The organism is Oscillibacter acetigenes, assembly GCF_025567605.1.
Lineage (GTDB): Bacteria > Bacillota > Clostridia > Oscillospirales > Oscillospiraceae > Oscillibacter > Oscillibacter welbionis.
This window is the reverse complement of record NZ_JAOQKG010000006.1, coordinates 206,683-228,374: the sequence shown is the minus strand read 5'-3', so window position 1 is coordinate 228,374 and position 21,692 is coordinate 206,683. Positions and strand designations below refer to the sequence as shown.

Here is a 21,692-nt window from a genome sequence, read left to right as displayed (position 1 = left end):
TATAATGGTAAAAATGAGACATAGGCAATATAAAAGCAGCAGATTTATATTTGGGAGGCAGATAATACTGATGGCTATGAATAAAGAAAAAGCGTCGGGTATTATTGTTCTTGTTATAATATGTTGTGTTTTTATGGCACTCATTGAAACAATCATTGAACCGGCATATATTGTCAAATCCGCGCTTAAAGTCGCGGTATTTTTATTATTGCCATTGGTATATGCAAAAATAACCCATACAAAATTACTGGATGAATTCTTTAAAATCGACAAGAGGGGCATGATGAAATTATTTGTGCTGGGCTCTTTTATCTATGCGGTGATTCTGGGTGCGTATACTTTGACAAAAAACTTCTTCGACTATGCGTCGTTGGTTCAGTCGCTTTCAGCGGATCAAAAAGTCAACAGCGGCAGCTTTATTGGGGTGGCTCTCTATATTTCCTTTTGCAATTCCTTTCTGGAGGAATTTTTCTTTCGTTTCGTTGCATTTATCAGATTATCCAAATACACAGCCCGAAAAATAGCATATATATTCAGTTCAGGCATGTTTGCAGTTTATCATATTGCAATGATTGGAATGTCATTTCCGCCGTTGATGTTGCTTTTGGCTTTAATAGGATTGGCGATTGGCGGGCTGCTTTTTGACTATGTAGATAGCAAAAATGAAAATATCTATCATTCATGGGTTATCCATATGTTTGCGGATTTTGCAATCATGACGATATGGTATCTTTATATTTAAATCTGCACTTATTGGAATTCCCCGGCAAATCGTTTATCGATTTGCCGGGGATGCCTCTACCGACACAAACCTGGAACAGGGAGTCCATTTTTTCCGCCGGAGGCAGAATGCCGTTTCCTTTCCGCTGAAAATGTGGTATATAATGAGGGGTGAAAATCTGGGAGGGAACATACAATGACGCTTTCAACCGCACTGTTTATCTTTGCCGCGCAGCTGCTGGCCTATCTGGTCAAAGGGCTGATCGGCTTCGGCAACCCCCTGATCTCCGCGCCGATTTTGTCCATGGGCCTGGACAATGTGGTCATCACCCCGGGTACGCTGCTGCTGGACTGCCCGGTGAACGCCTGGATCACCTGGAAAAACCGGCACAGCTTCCAGTGGCGGAAGATCCTGCCGTTGCTGGCGGCCAACTTCTGCGGCGTGATCCCCGGCACGCTGCTGCTGCGCTTTTCCATGCCCTGGGTCATCAAAACCGTGCTGGGCGTCGTCGTGGTGCTTTTAGGGCTGGAGATGGCCACCCGCTCCCTGCGGCCGGTGAAGCCGGACCGGAAGGACCGGCCCTGGCTGCGGCTGGCGGTGTCCGCGTTCTCCGGCGTGTGCGCGGGCCTCTTCGGCATCAACATGTTCATCGTGGCCTACCTCCAGCGAACAGCCAGAGATTACAGCGAGTTCAAGGGGAGCATGTGCTTTCTCTTCTTTGGGGAGAATGCGGTGCGGGTAGTGACTTATCTAGTCACCGACCTGTTCACCGGCCCGGTGCTGCTGTTCGCCCTGGCGTCTGTTCCCGCGGCGGTGCTGGCCATGGGCCTGGCGGCGTGGCTGGGGCCCCGGCTGGAAGAGGAAAAGCTCCAAAAGGGCGCCATCGTCCTCTTCCTCCTGGGCGGCGTCAGCATCATCGTGAAGTCCGTGGTATTCCATACATAAGCTCAGGAAAAAGAGACGCCCCTGCGGGCGTCTCTTCATATCTGCATTTGTCAGTCCGCAATGTACTCCCGCACCCGGTAGGTGGCGCCGATCTCCTCCTCGCAGATCTTCCGGCAGTTCTCGATCTCCTCTTTCGGGATGGTGTCCACCACGGTCATCATCACGGTGGGCACATACTTGAGGACCTCTCTCGTGAAGTCCTTCATGGCCTGGTAGGCGTTTTCCTGCTGGGGGTGGCACAGGGCGTTGTACTTCTCCGCCGTGTCGGTGTTCAGGGAGACAGACACCATATCGAACCGGCCCGCGAACTCCGGGGCGATGTCCCGGCCGTTGATGAGGGAACCGGTGCCGTTGGTGTCCATCCGGGTGAAGATCTTGGTGCCGTGGGCCTTCATCTGGTCGATGACCCAGCAGATGTCATCGAACCGGTAGGTAGGCTCACCGAAGCCCACGAACACCAGCTGCTTGTATTGGGAGAGGTCGTGGCTCTCGATGGAGGAAAGGATCTCCTCCTTCGTGGGCTCCCGCTTTAGCCACAGGTTATGGGTGTAGATGCTGCCGCCGGAACCCTGGTTGTGCCGCAGGCAGAACGCGCAGTTGAAGTTGCACCGGTTGGTGGGGTTCACATACAGGTTGTCCCCGTATTCATAGGTGATGGTAAAGCCCTTTTCCATAAATATCGCTCCTTGCGTAATCAGGATAAGCTGTTCAGATGAAAGTCCGACAGCGTGAAGATGCCGTTTTCATAGGAGATGGCAGCGGTAATCTCCGCCGCATACCAGTCATAGGGGATTTCCCTCCCCTCCAACATCGCAGAACCCGTAAAGAAAAGATCGCTGCCGTTCCCATCCGTACCGGATTGCACGGAAAAATTGGCCCATCTTCCGGTAGAGGTGTCCTCGATCATGGCCGGATTGAGGTCCGGAAACTGTGTCTGGATCTCGTCTGTGAGGTCCACCAGATCCGCGCCCAAGACGGTGTAGGTCCGGTCCCCGTCCGACACCACCGACAGCAGGCCGGAGAGGTCCTCCTGCCACAGTGACTCCGGAAAGCAGTAGTCCGTCAAGGTGCCGTCCCCGTCTTTTTTGACCACGTGAAGCTCCTCAATAGAAGTCCCGGTGCCGCTGTCCACATGATTGATGACAACGACCTCCTCCTGCCCGTCGGAGTCCACATCCCAGCACCAAAGCTGCGGCTCCACAATCAACGGGCCGCCGAAGGACCAGGAAAACTCCGCCAGACTGTCACCCCAGCGCAGCAGGGCTGAGCTGTCAAGCCACTTTGTCACGCCGTAGAGGGAGAGCTCCCGCTCCGGCAGTTCTGCCAAAAGGCCCACCGGGTCATGGTTCCAGCGGCTTTCACCGATCCAGTCCTTCAGCCCGATCACCTCCGTGGGCAAATCATAGGGTTCCTCCGGCGCCTGCCCCGCCGTTACCACGGCGGGGGCGGAGAGGGGTTCCGCCGGGGCGGTTGCCGGCGGGGATTCAGCAGCCGCTTCATTGGTTTCCGCCAGAGCGGAATCCGGCCAGGAGTCCGTTGGCGTCACTGTCTCTGACGGCGCGCCGCAGCCCGCCAGCAACAGGCAGGCCAGGACCATCAGAAACGCTTTTTTCATACCTTCCCCTCCAGCCCAAACAGCCGCAGGCCATTGTTCCAGGTGTGCGCCGCCATCTCCTCCGGGGAGATGCCCTTCCACTCCGCCAGTTTTTCCACAATGTAGGGGAGATTCCGGCTGTCGTTCCGCCTGCCCCGGTTGGGCACCGGGCTCATGTAGGGCGCGTCCGTCTCCACCACGATCCGGTCCAGGGGCGTGACGGCCACGACCTCCGGCGCCCGGCGAGCGTTTTTGTAGGTCACCGGACCGTCAAAGCCCAGATACCAGCCCCGCTTCAGCAGCTCCTCCGCCATTTCGGGACTGCCGGAGAAGCAGTGGAATACGCCCCGCACCCCGGGGAACTCCTTTACGATCTCCAGGCTGTCTCCGTGGGCCTCCCGGTCGTGGACGATCACCGGCAGCTCCAGCTCCAGCGCCAGCTCCAGCTGGCGGCGGAACACCATCTGCTGGAATTCCTTTGGCGGATTCTCCGCCCAGTAGTAGTCCAAGCCGATCTCTCCGATGGCGACCACTTTTTTCTCCCGGCACAGGTCCCGGATGGCGGAAAAATCCGCGGCCGTGCAGCCGGCGCAGTCCTCCGGATGGATGCCTGCGGCGGCGAACAGCCAGGGGCGGCTCTCCGCCAGGGCCAGGGCGGAGCGGGAGCTCTCCACGTCCACCCCGGGGATCACCACAGCCCCCACTCCGGCGTCCGGCAGGGCGTCCAGCAGCCCCTTCCGGTTCTGGTCAAAGGCGTCGTCGTTGTAGTGGGCGTGGGTGTCGAACAGCGGCATGGCAGTCACCTCTTCAGCGGAATTCTGATCCTACGGACGATTATAACACGCCCTGCGGAAAAGAAAAGGGCCAGAATCGGGAAAAGCCCCCTGGCCAGAAAACAAAAAAGGACATCCGAACGGATGTCCTTTTGGCCCGATATGATCAGCCGATCTTGTTGAGCTTCAGGGTCATGGCGCTCTTGCGATGAGCGGCCGTATTCTTGTGCAGAATGCCCTTGGCAACAGCCTGATCGACTTTCTTCACTGCAACCTTGTACGCGCCATCGGCCTCGGTGCGATTGCCTTCTGCGGCAGCAGCCTCGAACTTCTTGATGGCGGTCTTCAGTTCGGACTTCGCGGCCTTGTTGCGGGCGTTGCGCACTTCGGCGATCAGAACGCGCTTCTTGGCAGACTTGATATTCGGCAAACCAAACACCTCCTTAGGCAGAAAATTTGACTGTGGGAACCAGTTCCCACCATGCAGAATGATATTTTAACAGGGAACGGCGCAAAAAGCAAGCCTTTTTTTATATTTTTCGGGCTAAAATTGTATATCGTGCCGCCTACCGCAAAACCTAGTGAGCAGACCACTAGATTTTGTGTTTGGGAGGCGGTTCGCATTGTTCATAAAACGTACCGACCTGGCCCTGGAGGCCCGGGAGCTCTGGCAGGAGTCCGCGGAGCGGACCACCCGCCTCATGGGGGTGAAGGCGACCAAGAGCAAGCTGGAGGGATACCCAGTCACCCGGGTGGACATCCTGGACCACCGGGGCGAGGAGGCCCTGGGCAAGCCCCAGGGCAGCTATTTCACCATTGACCTCACCACCTTCTGGCAGCGGAAGGCGGACTTTTTCGAGCGGGCGGTCCGGGCCGTGGGCACGGAGCTGAAGGCCCTGCTGCCGGTGGAGGGCTCCGCCCTGGTGGTGGGCCTGGGCAACGCAGCCATGACGCCGGACGCCGTTGGCCCCCTGGCATTGGACAGCGTGCTGATCACCCGGCACCTGCTCTCCGCCATGCCGAAGCAGTTTGCCGGGTTCCGGCCGGTGTCGGCCTTCCGCACCGGCGTGCTGGGCACCACCGGCGTGGAGTCCGCGGAGGCGGTGCGGGGCCTGGTGGCGGAAGTCCAGCCCGCCATGGTCCTGGCCATCGACGCCCTGGCCTCCCGCCGGTGCGGGCGGGTGTGCGCCACGGTGCAGCTCAGCGACACGGGGATCATCCCCGGCTCCGGCGTGGGCAACCACCGGGCGGCGCTGAACCGGGAGACGCTGGGGGTGCCGGTGTTCGCCATCGGCGTGCCCACGGTGGTGGACTCCGCCACCCTGGCGGCGGACATTCTGGAGGAGTCCGGCGTGGAAAAGGTGGATGAGGAACGGCTGCGCGGGGAGCATGATGCCTTCATGGTCACTACCCGGGACATCGACCAGCAGGTGCGGGATCTGAGCAAGGTGGTGGGCTACGGCATCAACTGGGCCCTCCAGGATCTGGAGATCGAGGAGATGAACGCCCTGTTGAGCTGAAACAGGACCGGACCCAGCAGGTCCGGTCCTGTTTTCCGATGCAAAGCATCACAAACCTTTGAAATGTGCCGTTTCCCCGCACTCTTCAGGGCAGCCGGAAATGATGCAAAAAGACTTCATGTGCAGGATTTGCCGATGTTCGTGGCGCATCGAACGCGCGTGAAGTTTATACATCCAGATCCAGTACCACCGGGCAGTGGTCGCTGCCCAGCACCTCGCTCCAAATATCGGCGTTCCGGATTTTGTCCTTCAGCCGCTCCGACACGATGAAGTAGTCGATCCGCCACCCGGCGTTGTTCTTCCGGGCATTGAAGCGGTAGCTCCACCAGGAGTAGGCCCCGGTCTTGTCCGGGTACAGATACCGGAACGTGTCCACAAAGCCGCTGGAGAGGAGCTTCGTCATCTTCTCCCGCTCCTCGTCGGTAAAGCCGGGGTTGCGGCGGTTGGGACCGGGATTTTTGATATCGATCTCCTGGTGGGCCACGTTCAGGTCCCCGCAGTACACCACAGGCTTTTTGGCGTCCAGATCCAGCAGGTAGTCCCGGATGTCGTCCTCCCAGGCCATGCGGTAGTCCAGCCGGGCCAACTGATCCTTGGAGTTTGGAGTGTAGCAGCACACCAGGTAGAAGTCCGGGTACTCCGCCGTGATGACCCGCCCCTCGTGGCGGTGCTCATCGATACCGAAGTCATAGGTCACGGAGAGCGGCTGGCGCCGGGTGAACACCGCGGTGCCGGAATAGCCCGCCTTGTCGGCGCTGTTCCAGTAGCGGTGATAGCCGGGCAGATCAAATTCTGCCTGCTCCGGGCGCATCTTCGTCTCCTGCAGGCAGATGATGTCCGCGTCGGCCACGGCACAGAAGTCCAGAAATCCCTTGCCCAGGCAGGCCCGCAGGCCGTTGACGTTCCAGGATACCAGTTTCATGGGCGCATCCTCCCTTGTGAAAATCATACAGCGTTCCTATTGTATCGGAATTTTGCGAAAAATACAATCCCCACGAGGAGAGGCGGCTTGTGTGACGGCCCGTTTTTCGCATCTTCCCTTGTATTTTTTGGATTTTCAAACTATAATAATAATTCAGGCAAATACCGGCGCTCTTCCATTCGGAGCTGCCGTTTTAAAGGAGAGAATCCCATGGAAAAGAAAAAATTCTATATCACAACGCCCATCTACTATCCCTCGGACAAGCTCCACATCGGCCACACCTACTGTACGGTGGCCACGGACACGCTGGCCCGGTATCACCGCCTGCGGGGCGAGGACGTCATGTTCCTCACCGGCACGGACGAGCACGGCCAGAAGATCGAGACCAAGGCCAGGGAGGCCGGCGTCACTCCCAAGGAGTTCGTGGACAACATCGTAGAGGGAGACCGGGGCGTGAAGGACCTGTGGAAGCTGATGAACATCTCCAACGACCGGTTCATCCGCACCACCGACGACTACCATGTGGAGAGCGTCCAGAAGATTTTCAAGAAGATGTACGACAAGGGCGACATCTACAAGGGCACCTACAAGGGCAAATACTGCACCCCCTGCGAGTCCTTCTGGACCGAGAGCCAGCTGGTGGACGGCAAGTGCCCCGACTGCGGCCGGGAGGTGCAGGACGCGGAGGAGGAGGCCTACTTTTTCCGCCTGAGCAAGTACGCCGACCAGGTCCGGGATCTGCTGGAGAACACCGACTTCCTCCAGCCCCGTAGCCGCGTCCACGAGATGGTGAAGAACTTCCTGGACCCCGGCCTGGAGGATCTGTGCGTCTCCCGCACCAGCTTCTCCTGGGGCATTCCGGTGGACTTCGATCCCAAGCACGTAGTCTATGTGTGGGTGGACGCCCTCAGCAACTATATCACCGCCCTGGGCTATGACAACGACCGCTACCACGACTACGACAAGGGCTGGTGGCCCGGCGTCAACATCGTGGGCAAGGAGATCGTCCGGTTCCACTCCATCATCTGGCCCGCCATGCTGATGAGCCTGGGCGAGCCGGTGCCCAAGCACGTGTTCGGCCACGGCTGGCTGCTGCTGGACGGCGGCAAGATGTCCAAGTCCAAGGGCAACGTGGTGGACCCGTATATCCTGGCGGAGAAGTTCGGCGTGGACGCCCTGCGGTTCTTCCTGATGCGGACGTTCCCCTTCGGCTCCGACGGCAACTTCTCCAACGAACTGCTGATCCAGACCATCAACACCGACCTGGCCAACGACCTGGGCAACCTGGTCTCCCGCACCACCGCCATGGTGGGCAAGTACTTTGGCGGAGCGCTGCCTGCCGGGTGCGGCGCCACGGAGATGGAGAAAGAGACCGCCAGGTCTGCCGCAAGCCGGGCATCCACGATGTGCTTCGGATCTGACGATCCCAACGATCCGGTCCTCTTTGACCTGGACCTAGTGAGCAAGGCCGCGGGGCTCCGGTTCGACTATGAGGAGGACATGGAGACCTTCGCCCCCCACAAGGCTCTGGACGAGATCTTCAAGGTCATCCAGCGGGCCAACAAGTATATCGACGAGAACGCCCCCTGGGCCCTGGCAAAGGATATGGAGACCAACGGCAAGCGGCTGGCCCATGTGCTGTACAACCTGCTGGAGGCCACCCGCATCTGCGGCATCCTACTGACGCCCTTCATGCCGGAGAGCTGTGAAAAGCTCTTTGCCCAGATCGGCGCCCCTGCGGAGAGTCGGACCTGGGACGCCGCGGCGGAGTGGGGCGCTCTGCCTGAGACCGCTGCCGTCACCAAGGGCGAGAACCTGTTCCCCCGGCTGGACATGGACAAGGCCCTGGAGGAGCTGGAGGCCGCGGAGGCTGCGGCCAAAAAGGCCGCCCTGCCCGCCGTCGAGGTGGAGCCCCAGCTGACGGAGAAGGTGGATTTTGACACCTTCTGCAAGTCCGATTTCCGGGCGGTGAAGGTGAAGGCCTGCGATGCCGTGAAGAAGAGTGAGAAGCTGCTGAGATTCACTCTGGATGACGGCACCGGTGTGGACCGGCAGATCCTCTCCGGCATCCACAAGTGGTATGAGCCGGAGGATCTGGTGGGCAAGACCCTGATCGCCATTGTGAACCTGCCGCCCCGGAAGATGATGGGCCTGGAGAGCAACGGCATGCTGATCTCCGCCGTCCACACCGAGCACGGTGAGGAGTGCCTGCACCTCATCATGGTGGATGATTCCATCCCGGCGGGCGCGAAGCTGTGCTGAGGGCTTCGAGGGGGAGCAGGCTGACACCGTTGCGGCATTGCAATTCCCGGCCCTGTTCGGGCCGCCAATCGCGCCGCTGCCTCGAAACAGACTCACTTTTTCCGCCGCTGGCGGCATTTCGGCTGTTTCCCCTCGACCTCCCCCACCACCAGTCTGCGGACTGGTGTGTGCGCCCAGGGCGCACGGGTCAAGGGATTTTTGCCACGTACACGCCGCGGCGAAAATGATTGAAATTTCTTCGTTCGCCAACGGCGAACGAACTGGGGAAAACCTTAGGTTTTCCCCTAGACCCCCTTTCCGCTGCAAAAACAGCCGGCACCTAACGGTGCCGGCTGTTTTTTAACGCAGGGATTTGTGGGAGAGTTCTGTGTAGATCCGTTTGCCGTCAATCTGGTCTGACCGCAGGAGGGAGATCTGCCGGACCACCATGCTCGCGTGGGGGACGGTCACCTGCGGGACCTCGCCCCGCCAGCGGCGGACCAGGGTGATGTGGGGCAGCCAGGGGCGGTCCTCCTGGCAGAAGCCCCGGGAGCGGAGGTCCGCCTGCAGGGACACGGCCAGCTCCTCCAGGGCCGGATCTGCTCGAACACCGGCCCACCACAGGTCGCCGAAATGCCCCGGCGGGCCGCCCACCGCCAAGGAGAAAGGTCGGCAGGATACCTCCGACAGGGCGGCCCGGGCCCTGGCCGGGTCCTCTGCCTCCCCCAGGAAGGCCAGGGTCAGGTGCAGGTTCTCCGGCGGCGGGAAAGAGCCCCTGCCCTGGCGGCGCAGGGCGTCCTGAGCGGTCAGCAGTGCTTCCCGCACCGCGGGGGACAGCTGGATGGCCAGAAAGAGACGCATGAATTTTTCCTCCTTTTCACGGGGTTTTCATTGCGCTTTTGCCTGCTCCGGTGGTACAATAGGGACCATCGGCAACAGACGAAAGGAGTTCCCATGAGACTGCAAAGCGCGATTTTTGATATGGACGGCACCCTGCTGGACTCCATGCCTATCTGGCGGGACCTGGGTACCAGCGTCCTGCGGGGCCTTGGCATCGAGCCCGAGCCGGAGACCGACGAGATGCTGAAGACCCTCTCCCTCCGGCACGGGATCGCCTACTGCAAGGAGCACTACCACCTCCCCCAGACGGAGGAGGAGCTGATCGGCCGGGTAGTGGACCGGGTCGCGGATTTCTATCAGCATGAGGTCCAGGCAAAGCCCGGCGTGGACAAGTTTCTGTCCCTTCTGAAGATGGAGGGCGTGTGGATGTATGTGGCCACTGCCACGGACCGCCCTCTGGCGGAAGCAGCCCTCCGCCATGCAGGGATCGACCACTACTTCCGGGGACTTATCACTGTGGCGGAGGTGGGGGTCGGCAAAAAGGAGAGCGCCGAGATCTACGAGCGGGCTATGCGCCGCCTTCAGTCCAACAAGAAGGACACGGTGGTGTTTGAGGACGCCTTCCACGCCATCCAGACCGCCAAGGCCGCCGGGTTCCGGGTGGCGGCGGTGTACGACGCGTCCGAGGAGGCACACCAGGAGGAGATCCGCGGGCTGGCGGACTACTATATCCGTTCCTTTGAGGAGATGTTTGAGACCCGGGAGCTGGAGTGATCGCCTGCCTCGCAAAACAGAAGGCCCGTCCGGTCCGTCAGGACCGGGCGGGCTTCTTTGTCAGAGAGTCAGGATCTCCGCCTCGCGGGCGGCGTCAGATGCCGTCAGCGTATTGGCGGCGTCCAGCAGCGCCGTGCGGAAACTGCCGCTGCCCCGGTCTGCGGCCAGGTGCTCCGCCCGGCGGGCGCAGATCTTCCAGAAGGCGGAGGCCAGGGCAGCCGCCGCGGCGGCGTCCGGCTCCACGGCGGCGAACACACCGCACAGCACCGACAGCATACAGCCCGTGCCGGTGACGAGAGACATCCGGCCGCTGCCGCCGGTGACGCACCAGACCCGCGCCCCATCGGTGATGAGATCCTCCGGACCGGAGAGCAGCACCGCCGTTCCGCGGCGCCGGGCCAGGTCCATGGCGGTGTCCCTCCGGGCTTCCCGGCTGGCGGGCAGCGGGCTGTCCACCCCTTGTTCCTGCCCATCCGACCCCAGCAGGGCCCGGGCCTCCCCCAGATTCACTCGCAGGATGGACGGGGTGAACAGGTCCAGCAGCGCCCGGACCTGTCCCAGCCGCCAGGGACTTGCGCCCACCCCTACCGGGTCTAGCACCACCGGATGACGGGCGGAGACGGCGCAGATCCGGCAGGCCCGGAATTTCTCCGCATCCGGGGTGCCGGTGTTCAGCACCGTGGCGTCGCTGACGGCGGAGATGGCTTCCATCTCTTCCGGTGCCTGGGCCATCATGGGACTGGCGCCAACGGCCAGGGCCAGATTGGCGCAGTCGTTGGCGGTGACGATATTGCTGACGCAGTGGATCAGGGGCCGCTGGCGGCGGACTTTGTCCAGACGGGTGAAATCAAGCATGGAAGGACCCTTTCTCAGTTGGGATCAATGCTCCAATGCGGCCCGCATGGATTTGAGGGCGCCGCTCTTCTGGAGGGTGAATACCAGGATGCCGGCCAGAATGGAGCCGCCCACGGTGGAGACCAGGAAGGGCACCACATAGGCGTAAAAGGCGATGGAGCCGGCCACTACGCCCATAAAGGCCACCGCCACAGGATAGGACAGCAGGCCGCCGATGATGCCGGTGCCGAACACCTCGCCCGCCAGGGTCGCGGGCAGATTCCTGGTCTTCCAGTAGACCAGGCCGCACAGCAGGGCGCCGCACATACTGCCTGGGAAGGCCAGGAGGCTGCCTAAGCCGAAGATGTTGCGCAGCAGGCTGGCCAGGAAGGCCACGGCCACGCCGTAGCCCGGGCCCAGGAACACGGCGCAGATGACATTGACCATGTGCTGCACTGGCGCGCACTGGCTGCCGAATACGGGAAACTGAAGCATACTGCCCACCACGGCCACGGCGCACAGCACGCCTGCCAGGGCCAGCTTCTTGGAATTGGTTTTCATAGAGATCGCTCCTTTGATCCATCAGAATTTGCAGGGAGAAAACAGCGTGCGAAACAGCGTTTTCCCCTTGCCATGCAAGGTCGGCAGGCGGGCATCCGCCTGCTGTGGAAAATCGGTCGAGGCTTTCTGGCCTCCTCTCACGCCGGAACACGGCTTCCCATCGCTGTTTTGCCGGCCCAGGCCCAGGGCGCTCCCCCTCAGCCCGCTCCCGGTGGTCCCCGGGGCGCCGGATGTTGTTTTCGCCGATGCACATCCCTTCCGTCTCAAAGTAAAAAACAGCGGGCGCCTGAGAGGGTGCCCGCCGTGCCGGATGCTCATACATAACTTCCTACGGTGGCATTACCCACATCAGGTAAAGGGTCGAAGCGGTCCGCTTCCTCTCAGCCCGTGAGGGCTCCCCTGTTTTTGTCGCATTTATTATGACACCGCCCGCGGGAATTTGTCAAGCAGTATCTTGTGTAAAGATTTGCCCCCCTATAGAGCCGGGAGAAAAATTCCTTGACATTTCCAGAAATTCCGATATAATAATATGGCTTGCAGTCTGCAGGCATATCCTTGCTCCCATCCCGAATGGGGGCCATTTGTCCAGAAGGAGGTGCAAATATGGCAAAGGTTTCTGCCAATTATGAGGTCGTGTATATCATCGACCCTGCACAGGGTGAGGAGAACACCGCCGCGCTGGTGGCCAAGTTCAAGACCCTGGCTGAGCAGAATGGTTCCGCTGTGGAAGTGGAAGAGTGGGGCAGCCGCAAGCTGGCTTATCCCATCAACTACAAGACCGAGGGTTATTACGTCCTGATGACCTTCACCAGCGAGCCTTCTTTCCCGAAGGAGCTGGACCGTGTTCTGCGGATCACGGACGGCATCATGCGTTCCCTGATCGTCTGCAAGGGCGAGTAAGGGGGCATTGATATGCTCAACAAGATCATCATCATGGGTCGTCTGACCCGGGACCCCGAGCTGCGCCGCACCGGAAGCGGCACCGCCGTCACGTCCTTCTCCCTGGCTGTGGACCGGGACTTTAAGTCCCAGAGCGGCGAAAAGGAGACCGATTTTATCGACGTGGTGGCCTGGCGCAGCACCGCGGAGTTTGTCAGCAAATACTTCACCAAGGGCCGCATGGCCGTGGTGGAGGGTCGGCTGCAGATCCGCGATTGGACGGACAAGGACGGCGGCAAGCGCAGAAGCGCCGAGATCGTCGCCGACAATGTCTACTTCGGGGATTCCAAACGGGACGGCGCCGGCGATTTCGGCGGCGCACCCGCTTCTTACAGCGCCCCCATGGGCGGCCGCAACGCCGCACCGATGGGCGGACAATCCGATTTCGCCGAGATCGGCGAAGAGGACGGCGAACTGCCGTTCTGACTTTTGATAAAGGAGGAACCATTTCATGGCTTTTGATCGTGAAGCGAGACCCGCTCGCCCCAACCGCGGCAAGCGCCGCAAGGTCTGCCAGTTCTGCGCGGACAAATGCGAGTATATCGATTACAAAGACGCCGCCAAGCTGCGCCGCTTTGTCTCTGAGCGTTCCAAGATCCTGCCCCGCCGGACCACCGGCACCTGCGCCATGCATCAGCGTCAGCTGACCGAGGCCATCAAGCGCGCCCGGCAGATCGCCCTGCTGCCCTACGTCACCGACTGAGGCAGTCCGTGACTGAACAAAGGCTCCCCCATCCGCTGGATGGGGGAGCCTTTTTACTGCAGTCCCAGTTTTTTTACGCTATATAAACTTTCTGGTTGTTTTTCCTCTTTTGGCGTGGTACGATTAAACTCGCACCTGTGTGTGGATGGAGGAACGTTTTCATGGTATTGATGCTGCTTGAACAGATCGTACAGCTTTTTCTGTGTATCGTCCTGGGCTGGCTCCTGGTCCGCCTGCATCTGCTGAAGCCGGAGGACAGCCGGGTTCTGTCCAAAGTCTGTCTGTATCTGGTCACTCCCTGCGTCATCATCAACGCCTTCCAGCTCCAGCGTACGCCGGAGCTGCTTCAGGGTCTGGCCCTCTCCCTCGGGGCCGCCATTGGCATCCACGCTCTGTTTTTCATTGCCACGGCCTTACTGCACCGCCCCCTGCGTCTGACGCCGGTGGAACAGGCCTCCCTGATTTACACCAATTCCGGTAACCTCATCATCCCCCTGGTGACTGCGGTCCTGGGGCCGGAGTGGGTCATCTATTGCAGCATGTTTCAGTTGGTGCAGCAGTTTCCCATGTGGAGTCACTGCCGGATTATTCTGAGTGGTGACCGGAATGTCTCGCTGAAAAAAATTCTCCTGAATGTCAACATCATTTCCGTGTTTGTGGGTGTGCTGCTGTTTCTGCTGAACCTGCCCCTGCCTACGGTAATCGCCGGTACCATGAAGTCCATTGCCTCCACCATCGGCCCCCTCAGCATGTTTGTCGCCGGCATGCTCATGGGAGAGCAGAACCTGCTGGCGGTCCTGCGCATCCGCAGCATCTGGAAGGTGGCCTTCCTGCGGCTGATCGCCCTGCCGCTGGTGGTCCTGTGTATTTTCAAATACTCTGGCCTTGCGGCCCTGGTGCCGGACGGCCAGTCCATCCTGATGATCAGCCTGCTGGCAGCAAGTGCCCCTGCGGCGGCTAACGTCACTCAGATCGCTCAAGTCTACGGTCATGAAGGAGACTACGCCGGCGCCATTAATGTAATCACCACGCTTCTCTGTATCGGGACCATGCCGCTGATGGTTCTTCTGTACCAAATGTAAGCAGAACCACAGCTTTTCCGGAAAACGCACAAAGCGGGCCACCCTTTTGGGTGGCCCGCTTTCTTGCTTTAGCGGTTATTCCTCCACGTCTTTCAGACGGTCCACATAGGGGCTGGCGGTGCTGCTGATCTCCGCGGCCTCCTTCTTGAACTTCTCAACATTCAGGGTGCTCTCCCGCACGGGGGTGATGGTGCCGGCGCCGGCCACGCAGCCGCCGGGGCAGCCCATGCCCTCCAGCAGATAGCCGTTGCGCTTTCCGGCCTTGGCCATCATCAGCATCTTCTTGCACTCCCGCAGGCCGTCGCCGTACTCGATCTGTACCTCCCGGGTGGGGTCGATGTGCTTGATGGCCTCTACCACGGCCGCGGCCACGCCGCCGCCCACCGCGAAGCCGCGGCCCATGGAGGTGCCCTCGTTCAGGCCGTCCTCCGGGTCCGCCTCCAGGGTGGTGAAGTCGATGTTCTTGGCATCGAACATGCCCTGCAGCTCCTCAAAGGTCAGCACGTAGTCCACATCCGACCGGACAGATTTCCGGTTGGCCTCCAGCTTCTTGGCTGCGCAGGGCCCAATGAAGCAGATCCGGGCATCCGGATGGTCCTTCTTCACCATGCGGGCGGTGATCACCATGGGGGTGAGGGCCATGGAGATGCAGTCCTTGAACTCCGGGAACAGCTTCTTGGCCATGACGGACCAGGCGGGGCAGCAGCTGGTGCCCATGAAGGGCAGCTTCTCCGGCACCTCCGCCAGGAAATCCTTGGCCTCCTCCACGGTGCACAGGTCCGCGCCGATGGCCACCTCCACCACATCGTCAAAGCCCAGGATCCGCATGGCGGCCTTCAGCTTGGCAGGCGTGGCGGCCTTGCCGAACTGGCCCACAAAGGCGGGGGCCACGCAGGCGATGACCTTGGATCCGCGGTTCATGGCGTTGATGACCTGGAAGATCTGGCTCTTGTCCGCGATGGCGGCAAAGGGGCAGTTCACCAGGCACATGCCGCAGGAGACGCACTTGTCGTAGTTGATCTTGGCCCGGCCCAGCTCGTCGGATTCGATGGCGTCCATGCCGCAGGCTGCGGCGCAGGGGCGCTCAATCTTGCTGATGGCGTGGTAGGGGCACTGGTTGAAGCACCGGCCGCATTTGATGCACTTGTCCTGGTCAATGTGGCAATGCTTGTCCTTGTCCAGATAAATGGCATCCTTGGGGCACACATTCATGCAGGGATGGGACAGGCAGCCCTGGCAGCTGTCCGTAATCCGGATCTGCTTGGGGGGGCAGGCATTGCAGGCAAAGGAGATGATATTGACCAGGGGCTCCTCAAAATATTTGTCGTCGGCCGCGGCCGCCTCCTGGATACCGGCGCTGACGGGCGTCTGCTCGCCAGCGGGCTGCAGGCTCATGCCAAGGGCCAGCCGCACCCGCTCCTGGACAATGGCCCGCTCCAGAAACACGTCGTGGCGGTGGCGGGCCACCTCTCCGGGAACGATGGTGTAGGGGATCATGTCCACCCGCTTCAAATCCCCGCCCTCATAGGCCAGGCGGGCCACTTCGGTGAAGACATTGCGGCGGATCTCATCCACCGCGCTGTGTACGCCTCTCATTCTTTTTTCCTCCATTGTTCACCGGGCAGTCGCATTCTGAACCCGGCTACTTAGAATTGCGGAATCATTATATCGGAAACACCGGCTGTTTGCAAGAACAAGTCGGCGGAAAGTCCTGGACCGGCCGGATCTTTCCATCTTTTTCGCCCTTTTCGCGCAAGACAGCGTGCGGCGGAGGACGCCTGGTCATGGACGCCCTCCGCCGCACGCAGAGAGAAAGGAAATGAAAAATGAAAAAAGAGAGGGGGGATCAGTTATCCTTTTTGGAGGATGTCTGTATCATACCCCCAAAATCTAAAAACAACCTTTAAAAAGTTTGAACAGTTTATGAAGTTCTGTTCATTCTTTCAGATAGTTTTCAGTTTCTTTTTTTATACTGTGAAAGCTGACTGGGGCGGGCCCTGCCCGTCTCCATTCCTGAAGGAGGTTATTTGTGTGATCGAGGTCAAAAACCTTGTGAAGCGTTATGGCGACCACTATGCGGTGAACCATCTGAGCTTCACGGTGGAGGACGGCCAGATCTTCGGCTTCTTGGGGCCGAACGGCGCCGGAAAATCCACCACAATGAATATCATGACCGGCTATCTGGCGGCCACGGAGGGACAGGTCCTGGTGGAGGGCCACGATATTCTGGAGGAGCCGGAGGCCGCCCGTGCCTGCATCGGCTATCTCCCCGAGATCCCGCCGCTGTATCCTGATATGACGGTGGAGGAGTACCTGCGCTTCTGCGCGGAGCTGAAGAAGATCCCCAAGGAGCAGCGGACGGACCAGCTGACGAAGGTCCTGGCCCTGACCCATCTGGAGGATATGAGCGCCCGGCTGATCCGGAACCTGTCCAAGGGCTACCGCCAGCGGGTCGGCCTGGCCCAGGCCATCCTGGGCTTCCCCAAGATCATCATTCTGGACGAGCCCACCGTGGGCCTGGATCCCAAGCAGGTGGTGGAGATCCGGGATCTCATTCGGCATCTGGCAAAGGACCACACCGTGATCCTCAGCTCCCATATCCTCTCTGAGATCCGGGCGGTATGCGACCGGGTCCTCATCATCCGCAAGGGCCGGTTTGTGGTGTGCGACACCCCGGAGGACCTGGAGGAGAAGCTCTCCGCCGGAGGCTCCCTGGAACTGACGGCAAAGGCCGCGCCGGAGGCGGCGGAGGCCGTGCTGGACCGGGTGGCGGGCATCACCGGCCGGACCCTGCTGGGGCGGACGGAGGACACAGCCCGATTTGCCATCCACATGGAGAGGGACATCCGGGAGGCGCTGTTCTTCGCCTTTGCAGAGGCGGGGCTGCCCCTGCTGGAGCTGCGGCCCCGGACGGCCTCTCTGGAGGAGGTCTTCCTGGATCTGACGGACGATAACGATACGGTGGCCGCCCGGGCGGCGGCGCTGTTCCAGACCTCTGTGGAAACTGCGGAAAAGGAGGCGGTCGGCGATGAAAGCGATTTATAAGCGGGAGGTCAGCTCCTATTTCAACTCCATGATCGGCTGGATCTTCGTGGCGGTTCTGACGGTCTTCATCGGCATCTATTTCTTTGCCTACAACCTGTTTCAGGGATACCCCTATTTCTCCCTCTCTCTGGGCTCCTCTCTCTTCATTTTCATGGTGGTGGTCCCCATTCTCACCATGCGCTCCATGGCGGATGAGCGCCACACCAAGACGGACCAGCTGCTGCTGACGGCGCCGGTATCCGTCACCGCCGTAGTGCTGGGGAAGTACTTCGCCATGCTGACGGTGTTCGCCGTGCCGGTGGCCATTGCCTGCCTGTGCCCCCTCATCATCGCGCTGAACGGCACGGCCTTCCTGTTGGCGGACTACGGCGCCATTCTGGCCTTCTTCCTGCTGGGCGCGGTGGAGATCGCCGTGGGCATGCTGATCTCCTCTCTGACGGAGAGCCAGATCATCGCCGCAGTGGGCACCTTCGGCCTGCTGCTCCTGCTGTATCTGTGGGATGGCCTGGTGGGCTTTCTGCCCTCCACCGCCGTCGGGTCTCTGCTGGGCTTCTTCGTGGTGCTGATCCTGGTGTGCTTCCTCATCAACGCCCTGTCCAACAACTGGAAGGTCACAGCCGGCGTGCTGGTGGCCGGCGCCGCGGTGCTGATCGCCTTCTACCTGCGGGACTCCTCCGTCTTCGCCAACCTGCTGCCGGATGTGCTGGGCAAGTTCTCCCTGCTCTCCGCCTTCGACAGCTTTTCCACGGACCACGTCTTCGACGTGCCCGGGATCCTGCTGTACCTGTCCATCAGCGCGCTGCTGGTCTTTCTGACCGTCCAGGTCATCCAGAAGCGCCGGTGGAACTGAGAGGAGGCGTGTGAATATGGAACATCGTGATTGGAAAAACAGCCTGCAGGAGACCGCGGGGCGCCACGCCTCCCGCAGGGGCGCCTTCTCCGCCGGACTGACGGCCCTGGCCGTGGCGGCAGTGCTGGTGTTCAACCTGCTGGCGGCACAGCTGCCGGAGCAGTGGGCCCAGATCGACCTGACGGGCAGCGGGATCTACAACATCAGCGAGACCTCTCAGGACTACCTGGCGGGGCTGGAGGATGACGTGGTGATCCACGTGCTCACCGACAAGGACACACTGGATACCCGGATCGTCCGCTTTCTGGACATCTACGCAGATCTCAGCGACCACCTGACCCTGGAATACACCGACCCCACGGTCTATCCCTCCGCCCTGTCCCAGTACGGTGTGGGGGCGGATACCATCGTGGTCACCTGCGAGGCCACCGGCCGGCAGGAGTCCTTTGACATCAGCGACATAATCGGGTATGATATGATGTCGTATTACTATTACGGCACCTATACGGAGACGGACTTCGACGGGGAGAGCCTGCTGACCTCCGCCATCGACAGCGTGCTCACCGGCGTGACCCGGATGGTGTACGAGACCACAGGCCACAACGAGACCGCCGTCCCCATCAGCGTGAAGGAGCGGTTCACGCGGCTCCACATGTCCGTGGAGCGGGTGAACCTGCTCACCGACGGCGGCATCCCTGAGGACTGCTCCCTGCTGATCCTCAACGAGCCGGACCAGGATCTGGCGGACGATGAGCTGGATATGATCCTGAACTATCTGGCGGAGGGCGGCCAGGTGATCTACAACATGGCCGGTGAGCTGGTGGACCTGCCCAACTTCAACGCCCTGTGCGCCGCCTATGGAATGCAGGTGGCGGACGGCATGATCGCGGACACCTCCCAGGGCTATCAGAACAACCCCTATCTGTTCTTCGCGCAGGCGGACACCTCTGTGGATGCGGCCAGCAGCCTCACAAGTGATTCCATGGTCCTGTTCTATGCCTCCCGGGGCTTCACCCTGGCGGATCCCACCCGGGACACCATCACCGTCCAGCCCTTCCTGACCACCACGGAGAACGGCTATGCCGTGCTGGACGCGGACAACATGACCCAGGGGACCTATGTGGTGGGTGCCGTGGCCACGGAGGAGATCAGCGAGGACACCACCGCCCGGCTGACGGTCTACGGCGCGGACACGCTGATCAACACCGATGTGACCAACAGCTTTACCAATGTTGACAACGTGGATCTCTTCATCCACTCCGCCACTGTGGGCTTTGACGATGTATCCGCCATCTCTGTGGAGCCGGTGAGCCTGTTGACGCCCACCAATACCATCACGACCGGCGGCATCTGGGGCCTGCTGTTTATCCTGGTGATCCCCGCGGCGCTGCTGATCTACGGCTTTGTCCGCTGGATGCACCGCCGGAAACTGTGACGAAGGAGCATACAAGCATGAATCGAACACAGAAGAAGACGCTGGTTCTCCTGCTGGGGATCCTGGTGGGCCTGGGCATCCTGCTGGCGGTGGTCTCCGCCGTCAAGCGGTCCAGCGCCCAGCGGGAAGCTGAGGAGGCCGCCGCCCAGGACGCCGCCAGCGTCATCACGGAGACGGAGGCCGCCTATTCGTCCCTCACCTATGACAACGGCAGCGCCACGCTGTCCTTCCATCTGGACGAGGCGGGCAAGTGGGTCTGGTCCGACGACCCGGAGTTTCCCCTGGACGACTCCACCATCCAGTCGATCCTGACCCTTCTCACCAACCTCAAACCCCAGCAGACCATTACAGAGGGCGATACGCTGGAGGCCTATGGCCTGGACCAGCCCTTCGCCACCCTGACCGCAGCCAAGCCGGACGGCGGGACGCTGACCATCTCCCTGGGCAACACCACTACGGACGGCAACAGCTACTATATGCTGATGAACGAACAGGAGAGTCCGGTGTATATCATCTCCAACTCCCTGTACACCGAGATGTCCAAGACCATCTATGACATGTGCGACCTGCCGGAGCTGCCCCAGCTGACGGAGGAAAACCTCCAGTCCGTCACCGTTGAGGGCGCCGCCAGCACCCTGTTGCGGCCCATCGACAAGGAGACCTCCACCGACGAGGAGACCGGGGAGGAAACGGTTACCGTCACCTGGGCTGCCAGCGGCGAGGACGTCACCGGCAACGCGGACACCGCCTCTCTGCTGGCGGAGCTGGGGGCGCTGACCTTCACCAAATGCGTGGACTACAAGCCCACAGACGAGGCCGCTGCCCTGTGCGGCTTTGACGCACCCCAGGCCACGGTTACCATTCTCTACCTGAACGACACCGGTACCGAGGGGACGCTGACCCTGACCTTCGGCAGCGAGAACCTGGACCAGACCGGCTACTACGTCCGCATGGAGGGGGATTCCACCATCTACCAGATGGACACCGCTTCGGTGGACACCATTCTCTCTGTGGCGGAGAATGGCCTGACTGCGGCGGACGCCACGGGCGAATAAACTCGATCTCGTTTCCCATCCGTCTCATCTGACCAGGGGGGAGCCCCCGGGCTCCCCCCTGTGTGGCGCTGCCGGCAGAAACGGCGCGCGATCCTGCAAACGGAGGTGATTTCATGCGCGTACTGGTGGTGGAGGATGAGGTCCGCCTGGCCGCCACCCTCCAGGACCTGTTGGAGCTGAACGGCTATACGGTGGACGTCTGCCACGACGGCGAGGCGGGGCTGGACAACGCCCTGACCTCCATTTATGACGTGATCCTGCTGGACGTGATGCTGCCCAAGCTGGACGGCTTCACCGTGCTGCGCCGCCTGCGGGCGGAGGGCAGCACCACGCCGGTGCTGATGCTCACGGCCCGGTCCGAGCTGACGGACCGGGTGAACGGGCTGGACTCCGGTGCGGACTACTATCTCACCAAGCCCTTTGAGCCCAAGGAGCTGCTGGCCTGCATCCGGGCCCTGACCCGCCGCCAGCCGGAGCTGCGGCAGACTGATGCCCTGAAATACGGAGACCTGCGGCTGGAGAAGACCTCCTTCACCCTCTCCTGCGGCGAGCGCTCCGTGCGGCTCAGCCGGAAGGAGTTCGACATGATGGAGATGCTGATGCTGAACCAGAAGCTGGTCATCACCAAGGAGAAGCTGCTGCTGAAGGTCTGGGGCTATGAGTCCGACGCAGAGGACAACAATGTGGAGGTCTACATCTCCTTCCTGCGGAAGAAGCTGGACCATCTCCACTCCCAGGTGAAGATCCGTACGATCCGCATGGTGGGCTACTGCCTGGAAGCGCCTGAGGAGGCGTAGTTTTCCACAAAGTCCACATTTTTCCACTTTTCCACAGAGTTTTCGACAGGAAGGGGGCGAT

The 21,692-nt window shown here is 60.7% G+C and carries 23 protein-coding genes and 1 riboswitch; of the genes, 14 read left to right on the top strand and 9 right to left on the bottom strand.

Features of this window, described 5'->3' with window-relative positions; genetic code table 11:
- Positions 1 to 70: 70 nt before the first annotated feature.
- Positions 71 to 742, top strand: coding sequence for a CPBP family intramembrane glutamic endopeptidase (locus tag OCV80_RS13415; protein ID WP_051365607.1), 672 nt, complete (start codon positions 71 to 73; stop codon positions 740 to 742).
- 174 nt (positions 743 to 916) lie between these two features.
- Positions 917 to 1,666 (top strand): sulfite exporter TauE/SafE family protein, encoded by a 750-nt coding sequence (locus tag OCV80_RS13410; protein ID WP_119310377.1) that lies wholly within the window; start codon positions 917 to 919, stop codon positions 1,664 to 1,666.
- A 50-nt stretch (positions 1,667 to 1,716) separates the two neighbouring features.
- Here the strand turns inward: OCV80_RS13410 and OCV80_RS13405 are convergent, their stop codons facing one another.
- The 4 genes from OCV80_RS13405 to rpsT form a co-directional block, all read right to left on the bottom strand.
- On the bottom strand, positions 1,717 to 2,340 hold the full coding sequence (locus OCV80_RS13405; protein ID WP_119310376.1) for a TatD family nuclease-associated radical SAM protein: 624 nt from the start codon (positions 2,338 to 2,340) through the stop codon (positions 1,717 to 1,719).
- 20 nt (positions 2,341 to 2,360) lie between these two features.
- Positions 2,361 to 3,281, bottom strand: coding sequence for a hypothetical protein (locus tag OCV80_RS13400; RefSeq protein WP_267288470.1), 921 nt, complete (start codon positions 3,279 to 3,281; stop codon positions 2,361 to 2,363).
- Positions 3,278 to 4,054, bottom strand: a complete 777-nt coding sequence (locus OCV80_RS13395; RefSeq protein WP_119310374.1) for a TatD family hydrolase — start codon at positions 4,052 to 4,054, stop codon at positions 3,278 to 3,280. Before OCV80_RS13395 ends, OCV80_RS13400 begins: the two co-directional genes overlap by 4 nt.
- Before the next feature lie 145 nt (positions 4,055 to 4,199).
- Complete coding sequence (rpsT, locus tag OCV80_RS13390) at positions 4,200 to 4,463, bottom strand: 30S ribosomal protein S20 (protein ID WP_025544580.1); 264 nt, start codon at positions 4,461 to 4,463, stop codon at positions 4,200 to 4,202.
- Positions 4,464 to 4,656: 193 nt separating this feature from the next.
- On the opposite strand from rpsT, the gene gpr reads away from it, so the two are divergent.
- Entirely contained in the window at positions 4,657 to 5,553 is an 897-nt protein-coding gene (gpr, locus tag OCV80_RS13385; protein ID WP_036631190.1) for a GPR endopeptidase, read from the top strand.
- 166 nt (positions 5,554 to 5,719) lie between these two features.
- Here gpr and OCV80_RS13380 read toward each other — a convergent pair whose 3' ends face one another.
- Positions 5,720 to 6,475 carry an exodeoxyribonuclease III gene (locus tag OCV80_RS13380; RefSeq protein ID WP_119310373.1) on the bottom strand — a complete coding sequence of 252 codons (756 nt, stop codon included), beginning with the start codon at positions 6,473 to 6,475 and terminating at the stop codon, positions 5,720 to 5,722.
- A gap of 210 nt (positions 6,476 to 6,685) precedes the next feature.
- On the opposite strand from OCV80_RS13380, the gene metG reads away from it, so the two are divergent.
- Entirely contained in the window at positions 6,686 to 8,737 is a 2,052-nt protein-coding gene (metG, locus tag OCV80_RS13375; RefSeq protein ID WP_119310372.1) for a methionine--tRNA ligase, read from the top strand.
- 339 nt (positions 8,738 to 9,076) lie between these two features.
- On the opposite strand, the gene thpR is transcribed toward metG, so the two are convergent.
- Positions 9,077 to 9,577: an RNA 2',3'-cyclic phosphodiesterase gene (gene thpR / locus OCV80_RS13370; RefSeq protein WP_119310371.1), complete on the bottom strand. Its 501-nt coding sequence runs from the start codon at positions 9,575 to 9,577 to the stop codon at positions 9,077 to 9,079.
- A 93-nt stretch (positions 9,578 to 9,670) separates the two neighbouring features.
- On the opposite strand from thpR, the gene OCV80_RS13365 reads away from it, so the two are divergent.
- Positions 9,671 to 10,330, top strand: a complete 660-nt coding sequence (locus OCV80_RS13365) for an HAD family hydrolase (protein WP_021751038.1) — start codon at positions 9,671 to 9,673, stop codon at positions 10,328 to 10,330.
- A gap of 60 nt (positions 10,331 to 10,390) precedes the next feature.
- On the opposite strand, the gene thiM is transcribed toward OCV80_RS13365, so the two are convergent.
- Positions 10,391 to 11,185 carry a hydroxyethylthiazole kinase gene (gene thiM, locus OCV80_RS13360; RefSeq protein ID WP_021751037.1) on the bottom strand — a complete coding sequence of 265 codons (795 nt, stop codon included), beginning with the start codon at positions 11,183 to 11,185 and terminating at the stop codon, positions 10,391 to 10,393.
- A 24-nt stretch (positions 11,186 to 11,209) separates the two neighbouring features.
- On the bottom strand, positions 11,210 to 11,725 hold the full coding sequence (gene thiW / locus OCV80_RS13355; protein ID WP_021751036.1) for an energy coupling factor transporter S component ThiW: 516 nt from the start codon (positions 11,723 to 11,725) through the stop codon (positions 11,210 to 11,212).
- A gap of 308 nt (positions 11,726 to 12,033) precedes the next feature.
- Positions 12,034 to 12,136: riboswitch (TPP riboswitch) on the bottom strand.
- Positions 12,137 to 12,328: 192 nt separating this feature from the next.
- On the opposite strand from thiW, the gene rpsF reads away from it, so the two are divergent.
- The 4 genes from rpsF (at position 12,329) to OCV80_RS13335 (ending at position 14,449) form a co-directional block, all read left to right on the top strand.
- The gene (gene rpsF / locus OCV80_RS13350; RefSeq protein ID WP_021751113.1) at positions 12,329 to 12,625 is read left to right on the top strand and encodes a 30S ribosomal protein S6; all 297 of its coding nucleotides are present in this window, start codon (positions 12,329 to 12,331) and stop codon (positions 12,623 to 12,625) included.
- A gap of 12 nt (positions 12,626 to 12,637) precedes the next feature.
- Positions 12,638 to 13,090, top strand: a complete 453-nt coding sequence (locus tag OCV80_RS13345; protein WP_021751114.1) for a single-stranded DNA-binding protein — start codon at positions 12,638 to 12,640, stop codon at positions 13,088 to 13,090.
- A 25-nt stretch (positions 13,091 to 13,115) separates the two neighbouring features.
- Positions 13,116 to 13,367 (top strand): 30S ribosomal protein S18, encoded by a 252-nt coding sequence (gene rpsR, locus OCV80_RS13340; RefSeq protein WP_021751115.1) that lies wholly within the window; start codon positions 13,116 to 13,118, stop codon positions 13,365 to 13,367.
- Positions 13,368 to 13,528: 161 nt separating this feature from the next.
- Complete coding sequence (locus tag OCV80_RS13335) at positions 13,529 to 14,449, top strand: AEC family transporter (RefSeq protein ID WP_021751116.1); 921 nt, start codon at positions 13,529 to 13,531, stop codon at positions 14,447 to 14,449.
- A 75-nt stretch (positions 14,450 to 14,524) separates the two neighbouring features.
- Here the strand turns inward: OCV80_RS13335 and OCV80_RS13330 are convergent, their stop codons facing one another.
- Positions 14,525 to 16,045 (bottom strand): 4Fe-4S dicluster domain-containing protein, encoded by a 1,521-nt coding sequence (locus tag OCV80_RS13330; protein WP_267288469.1) that lies wholly within the window; start codon positions 16,043 to 16,045, stop codon positions 14,525 to 14,527.
- Between the two features lie 435 nt (positions 16,046 to 16,480).
- On the opposite strand from OCV80_RS13330, the gene OCV80_RS13325 reads away from it, so the two are divergent.
- From OCV80_RS13325 to OCV80_RS13305, 5 genes are all read left to right on the top strand, one after another.
- Positions 16,481 to 17,494 (top strand): ABC transporter ATP-binding protein, encoded by a 1,014-nt coding sequence (locus OCV80_RS13325; protein ID WP_025544708.1) that lies wholly within the window; start codon positions 16,481 to 16,483, stop codon positions 17,492 to 17,494.
- On the top strand, positions 17,478 to 18,344 hold the full coding sequence (locus OCV80_RS13320; RefSeq protein ID WP_021751120.1) for an ABC transporter permease subunit: 867 nt from the start codon (positions 17,478 to 17,480) through the stop codon (positions 18,342 to 18,344). Before OCV80_RS13325 ends, OCV80_RS13320 begins: the two co-directional genes overlap by 17 nt.
- 16 nt (positions 18,345 to 18,360) lie before the next feature.
- On the top strand, positions 18,361 to 19,779 hold the full coding sequence (locus OCV80_RS13315; RefSeq protein ID WP_025544707.1) for a Gldg family protein: 1,419 nt from the start codon (positions 18,361 to 18,363) through the stop codon (positions 19,777 to 19,779).
- Positions 19,780 to 19,796: 17 nt separating this feature from the next.
- Positions 19,797 to 20,834, top strand: coding sequence for a DUF4340 domain-containing protein (locus tag OCV80_RS13310; RefSeq protein ID WP_119310369.1), 1,038 nt, complete (start codon positions 19,797 to 19,799; stop codon positions 20,832 to 20,834).
- A 113-nt stretch (positions 20,835 to 20,947) separates the two neighbouring features.
- Entirely contained in the window at positions 20,948 to 21,631 is a 684-nt protein-coding gene (locus tag OCV80_RS13305; RefSeq protein ID WP_021751123.1) for a response regulator transcription factor, read from the top strand.
- Positions 21,632 to 21,692 lie beyond the last annotated feature (61 nt).